General features: G+C 63.7%; 2 protein-coding genes. Both read left to right on the forward strand.

What is annotated here, in order from left to right:
* The first annotated feature begins 16 nt into the window (after positions 1–16).
* Positions 17–3,148 carry an MdtB/MuxB family multidrug efflux RND transporter permease subunit gene (locus FFS45_RS28480; protein ID WP_137957973.1) on the forward strand — a complete coding sequence of 1,044 codons (3,132 nt, stop codon included), beginning with the start codon at positions 17–19 and terminating at the stop codon, positions 3,146–3,148.
* A 3-nt stretch (positions 3,149–3,151) separates the two neighbouring features.
* On the forward strand, positions 3,152–6,475 hold the full coding sequence (locus tag FFS45_RS28485; protein WP_137957974.1) for an efflux RND transporter permease subunit: 3,324 nt from the start codon (positions 3,152–3,154) through the stop codon (positions 6,473–6,475).
* The last annotated feature ends 392 nt before the right edge of the window (positions 6,476–6,867 follow it).

Genomic DNA, 6,867 nt, shown 5'->3' on the forward strand with positions numbered 1-6,867 from the left:
GGCTGACTGAACCCGCATGAATCCATCCCGCGCTTTTATTCTGCGCCCGGTCGGCACCGCCCTGCTGATGGCGGCGATCATGCTGGTCGGGCTCGTCGCGCTGCGCTTCCTGCCGCTCTCGGCGCTGCCCGAAGTCGACTATCCGACCATCCAGGTGCAGACCTTCTATCCCGGCGCAAGCCCGGATGTGATGACCTCGTCGGTTACCGCGCCGCTCGAACGGCAGTTCGGCCAGATGCCGTCGCTGAACCAGATGTCGTCGCAAAGCTCGGCGGGTTCGTCGATCATCACGCTGCAGTTCAGCCTCGACCTGCCGCTCGATATCGCCGAGCAGGAAGTGCAGGCGGCCATCAATGCGGCGGGCAACCTGCTGCCTTCCGACCTGCCCGCGCCGCCGATCTACGCCAAGGTCAATCCGGCCGACGCGCCGATCCTCACGCTCGCGCTCACCTCGAAGACGATGCCTCTGACCCAGGTGCAGGATCTCGCCGATACGCGTCTCGCGCAAAAGATCTCGCAGGTTGCGGGTGTGGGCCTCGTCAGCCTTTCGGGCGGCCAGCGCCCGGCCGTGCGGATTCAGGCCAACCCGCGCGCGCTCGCGGCGTACGGACTGAATCTGGACGATCTGCGCACCACCATCTCGAACCTGAACGTCAACACGCCGAAGGGTAACTTCGACGGCCCGACGCGCGCCTACACGATCAACGCGAACGACCAGTTGACCGATGCGGACGCCTACAAGAGCGCGGTGATCGCTTACAAGAACGGCCGGCCGGTGATGCTGACGGACGTCGCCAGCATCGTGCAGGGCGCGGAGAACACCAAGCTCGGCGCCTGGGTCGACTCCACCCCCGCCATCATCCTCAACGTGCAGCGCCAGCCGGGCGCGAACGTGATCCAGGTGGTGGACAGCGTCAAGGCGCTGCTGCCGCAACTGCAGCAGTCGCTGCCCGCCTCGCTGGATGTGCGGATCGTCACCGACCGCACCACCACGATCCGCGCCTCGGTGCGCGACGTGCAGTTCGAACTGCTGATGTCGGTGGTGCTGGTGGTGCTGGTGATGTACCTGTTCCTCGCCAACCTCTACGCGACCATCATTCCGAGCCTCTCGGTGCCGCTCTCGCTGATCGGCACGCTGGCCGTGATGTATCTGTGCGGCTTCTCGCTCGACAACCTCTCGCTGATGGCGCTGACCATCGCCACCGGTTTCGTGGTGGACGATGCGATCGTGATGATCGAGAACATCGCGCGCTACGTCGAAGAAGGCGAGACGGCGCTCGAAGCGGCGCTCAAGGGTTCGAAGCAGATCGGCTTCACCATCATCTCGCTGACGGTGTCGCTGATCGCCGTGCTGATTCCGCTGCTCTTCATGGGCGACGTGGTGGGCCGCCTGTTCCACGAATTCGCCATCACGCTCGCCGTGACCATCGTGATTTCGGCGGTGGTATCGCTCACGCTGGTGCCGATGATGTGCGCCAAACTGCTGCGCCACACGCCGCCTAAGGAAGCGCACCGCTTCGAAACCAAGGCGCACGCGTTTATCGATTACGTCATCGCCCGTTACGCCGTTGCGCTGACGTGGGTGCTGAACCGCCAGCGCGCCACGCTGTTCGTCGCCATCCTGACCCTGGTGCTGACCGGCGTGCTGTACGTGTTCATCCCGAAGGGCTTCTTCCCGGTACAGGACACCGGCGTGATCCAGGCCATTACCCAGGCGCCGCAGTCGGTCTCGTATGCGTCCATGGCCGAGCGCCAGCAGGAACTCGCCGCGCAGATCCTGAAGAATCCGGATGTGGAAAGCCTGACCTCGTTTATCGGTGTGGACGGCAATAACATCACGCTGAACAGCGGCCGGATGCTGATCAACCTGAAACCGCGCGACGACCGCAGCAACACCGCCAGCGACGTGATCCGCCAGTTGCAGAAAGATGTCGCCCACATTCCAGGCGCGTCGCTGTATATGCAGCCAGTGCAGGATCTGACGATCGACGCGACCGTCAGCCCGACGCAGTATCAGTTCATGCTGACCGATCCGAACATCACCGAGTTCGCGACCTGGGTGCCCAAGCTGGTTGAGCGTCTGAAGCAGGCGCCGGAACTGGCGGACGTCGCCACTGATCTGCAGGAGAACGGTCAGTCGGTGTATGTGGAAATCGACCGCGCGACTGCTTCGCGTTACGGCATCACACCCGCCACCGTCGACAACGCGCTGTACGACGCGTTCGGCCAGCGCATCGTCTCGACGATCTTCACGCAGTCGAACCAGTACCGCGTGATTCTCGAAGCGCAACCGCAGGTACAGCACTACACCGAATCGCTCAACGCAATCTACCTGCCCTCCTCCACCTCGACGGGCGGCCAGGTGCCCCTGTCGTCGATTGCGAAGTTCGTCGAACAGCCCGCGCCGCTGCTCGTCACCCACCTGAGCCAGTTCCCGGCCACCACGGTGTCGTTCAACCTCGCACCAGGCTCCTCGCTCGGCGCCGCGGTCAAGGCGATCAATCAGGCGGAGAAAGACATCGGCCTGCCGGCCTCGTTCCAGACCCGCTTCCAGGGCGCGGCGCTGGCATTCCAGGCGTCGCTGTCGAACGAGCTGTTCCTGATCCTCGCCGCAATCGTCACCATGTATATCGTGCTCGGCGTGCTGTACGAGAGCTTCATCCACCCGATCACGATCCTCTCGACGCTGCCCTCGGCAGGCGTGGGTGCGTTGCTGGCGCTGCTGATCACCGGGCACGACCTCGACATCATCGGTATTATCGGCATCGTGCTGCTGATCGGTATCGTGAAGAAAAACGCCATCATGATGATCGACTTCGCGCTGGAGGCTGAGCGCGACCAGGGCAAGCCGCCGCGCGAGGCGATCTACCAGGCGTGTCTGCTGCGCTTCAGGCCCATCCTGATGACGACCATGGCCGCACTGCTCGGCGCACTGCCGCTGATGCTCGGCACCGGCGCCGGTTCGGAGTTGCGCCGCCCGCTCGGCATCGCGATTGCGGGTGGCCTCGTCGTCAGCCAGTTGCTGACGCTGTTCACGACGCCGGTGATCTATCTGGCGTTCGACGCGCTGGCGCGGCGCGTGCGGGCGCGCTTCCACCAGGACGATCCGGGTCATCGCATGCCGCCTGCCACCGACGCGGGGAACTAGGCGATGAACCTGTCGCGTCCGTTTATTTCCCGGCCGGTTGCCACCACCCTGCTGGCGATCGGCATTGCGCTCGCCGGCGCATTCGCATTCACGAAGCTGCCGGTCGCGCCGCTGCCGCAAGTGGACTTCCCGACCATCTCGGTGCAGGCCACGCTGCCTGGCGCCAGCCCCGAGACCGTGGCGACCAGTGTGGCGAGCCCGCTGGAGCGCCACCTCGGCTCGATTGCCGACGTCACCGAGATGACCTCGCAAAGCTCGGTCGGCTCGACACGCATTACGCTGCAGTTCGGCCTGAGCCGTGACATCGACGGCGCCGCGCGCGACGTTCAGGCCGCCATCAACGCGGCGCGCGCCGACTTGCCGGCCAGCCTGCGCAGCAATCCGACGTACCACAAGGTCAACCCGTCCGACGCGCCGATCCTGATTCTCGCGCTGACCTCCAACACGCTGACGGCCGGCCAACTGTACGACTCTGCCGCCACGGTGCTGCAGCAGTCGCTCTCGCAGGTGGACGGAATCGGCGAAGTCGACGTGAACGGCTCGGCCAACCCGGCGGTGCGGGTCGAACTGGAACCGCAGATGCTGTTTCACTACGGCATCGGGCTGGAAGACGTGCGCGCCGCGCTCGCCTCGGCCAACGCGAACAGCCCGAAAGGCTCGATCGAGTTCGGGGCGAACCATGTGCAGCTTTATACCAACGACCAGGCGAGCAAGGCGTCGCAGTACAAAGACCTGATCATCGCCTACCGCAACGGCGCGGCCGTGCACCTGTCGGACGTCGCGGAGATCGTCGACTCGGTGGAGGATCTGCGCAACCTCGGCCTCTATAACGGCAAGCATTCGGTGCTGGTCATTCTGTACCGGCAGCCGGGCGCGAACATCATCGACACCGTCGACCGCGTCAAGGCGATGCTGCCGCAACTGAAGGCCTCGCTACCGGCGGACGTGGACGTATTCCCGACCGTCGACCGCTCCACCACGATCCGCGCCTCGCTGAAGGACACCGAGCACACGCTGATCATCGCCGTCGCGCTGGTGGTGATGGTGGTGTTCCTGTTCCTGCGCAACTGGCGCGCCACGCTGATTCCGAGCGTGGCGGTGCCGATCTCGATCATCGGCACCTTCGCCGCGATGTACCTGATGGGCTTCTCGATCGACAACCTGTCGCTGATGGCGCTGACGATTGCGACCGGCTTCGTGGTCGACGACGCGATCGTGGTGCTCGAAAACATCTCGCGGCATATCGAGAACGGCGTGCCGCGCATGAAGGCCGCGTTCCTCGGCGCACGCGAGGTCGGCTTCACGGTGGTGTCGATCAGCATCTCGCTGGTGGCCGTGTTCCTGCCGATCCTGCTGATGGGCGGCATTGTCGGACGGCTGTTCCGCGAATTCGCACTGACGCTGTCGCTGGCGATCGGCGTGTCGTTGCTGGTGTCGCTGACGCTCACGCCGATGATGTGCTCGCGCCTGCTCAACGAGCCCCACGAACGCGACGAAGAAGGACGCCTCGCACGCTGGCTCGAACGCGGCTTCCAGAAGATGCAGCGCGGCTACGAGCACACGCTCGGCTGGTCGCTGCGGCATCCGCTGCTGATCCTGCTGGTGCTGATCGCGACGATCGGCGTGAACGTATGGCTGTACGTGATCATCCCGAAGGGCTTCTTTCCGCAGCAGGACACCGGGCGCATGGTCGGCGGCATCATGGCCGACCAGTCCACCTCCTTCCAGGCGATGAAGGGCAAGTTTGCCGAGATGATGAAGATCGTTGGCGAGAACCCGGCCGTGGACGGCGTGGTTGGCTTCACCGGCGGACGGCAGACCAATTCCGGCTTTATGTTCGTGCAGTTAAAGCCGAAACCCGGGCGCCATGTCTCGGCAGACGAGGTGATCCAGCAACTGCGTGGCCCGCTCTCGGACGTGGCAGGCGTGCGAACCTTCCTGCAGGCTGTGCAGGACATACGCGTGGGCGGGCGGCAATCGAATGCGCAGTATCAGTTCACGCTGCTGGCCGATTCGACGACTGACCTGTACACGTGGGGGCCCAAGCTCACGGAAGCCCTGCAGGCGCGGCCCGAACTGGCGGATGTGAACTCCGACCAGCAGCAAGGCGGCCTGGAATCGATGGTGACGATTGACCGCGCGAGTGCGGCGCGCCTGAACATCGAACCGGCGCAGATCGACAACACGCTGTACGACGCATTTGGCCAGCGCCAGGTATCGACGATTTACAACCCGCTGAACCAGTACCACGTGGTGATGGAAGTAGCGCCGAAATACTGGCAGAGCCCCGACATGCTGAACCAGATCTACGTCAGCACATCAGGAGGCAGCGCAAGCGGCTCGCAGACCACCAACGCGACAGCCGGCACGGTGACGGCGCCGGTGGCGAACAGCAACAGCGGCACGAGCGCATCGGGCGGCGGCACGGCCGGCACGACGGCATCGAGCGCGGCGGCGATCGCATCGGATTCGGCGCGCAACCTGGCGATCAATTCGCTGGCGGCGAGCGGCAAGTCGAGCGCGTCATCGGGGGCGGCGGTTTCGACCTCGAAGGAGACGATGATTCCGTTGTCGGCGATAGCGAGCTTCGGGCCGGGCAATACGCCTTTGTCGGTGAATCACCAGAGCCAGTTCGTGGCTTCGACGATCTCGTTCAACTTGCCGCCGGGCAAATCGTTATCGGACGCGACGAAGGCGATTTACGACACGATGGCGGAGATCGGGATGCCGGCGACGATCCACGGCAGCTTCCAGGGGACGGCGCAGGCGTTCCAGCAATCGCTATCGGACATGCCGCTGCTGATTCTGGCGGCGCTGGCCGCGGTGTATATCGTGCTGGGGATACTGTACGAGAGCTATATCCATCCGTTGACGATCTTGTCGACGCTGCCTTCGGCGGGGGTGGGGGCACTGCTTGCGCTGCTGCTGTTTCAGACGGAGTTCAGCATTATTGCTTTGATTGCGGTGATTCTTTTGATTGGCATCGTCAAGAAGAACGCGATCATGATGATCGATTTTGCTATTGAGGCCTCGCGGCAGGGGTTGTCGTCTTATGAGGCGATTCATCAGGCCTGTTTGTTGCGGTTTCGGCCGATCATGATGACGACCTGTGCCGCGCTGCTGGGGGCGCTGCCTTTGGCGTTCGGCAATGGAGATGGGGCGGAGCTTCGCGCTCCGCTTGGGATTGCTATTGTCGGTGGGTTGATTGTTAGTCAGATGCTCACTTTGTATACCACGCCGGTGGTTTATCTTTATATGGATCGGATTCGGGTTAGGTGGGAGTCGCGTGCGCGGCGTGGAGGGGGACGTGCTGTTCGGGGTTTGTAGGTTATAGCTAAGGCTTTTTTGCCTGCGGCGGCTTGCTGTTTGGTTGTTTTTCCTGGGGTGTTGGCCTTTCCTTGTTTTGCTTTTGGTCTATTAGCGTTGCCCCTGTGCGGGGCGGCACTTACTTTCTTTGCCGCCGCAAAGAAAGTAAGCAAAGAAAGCGGGCTGCAACCGCTAGCTCGTAGTGAGCCATCCCGGTCTGCTACAGGAAACGGCCCAAGACGAGACCCGCCCTCGCGTTTCCCACCTTAGTGACTCAGCGCTCATCCACCCCACTCCGCACTTCGTGCGTCGCGGATGGGTCTGCACGGGAAAGCGGGTTGCCTAGCTACGCTGGCAAATCGGCCCCCCGGTGCGGGTGCGGGTGCGGGTGCGGGTGCGGGTGCGGGTGCGGG

Origin of the sequence: Burkholderia sp. 4M9327F10 (genome assembly GCF_005503145.1) — a bacterium.
Lineage (GTDB): Bacteria > Pseudomonadota > Gammaproteobacteria > Burkholderiales > Burkholderiaceae > Paraburkholderia.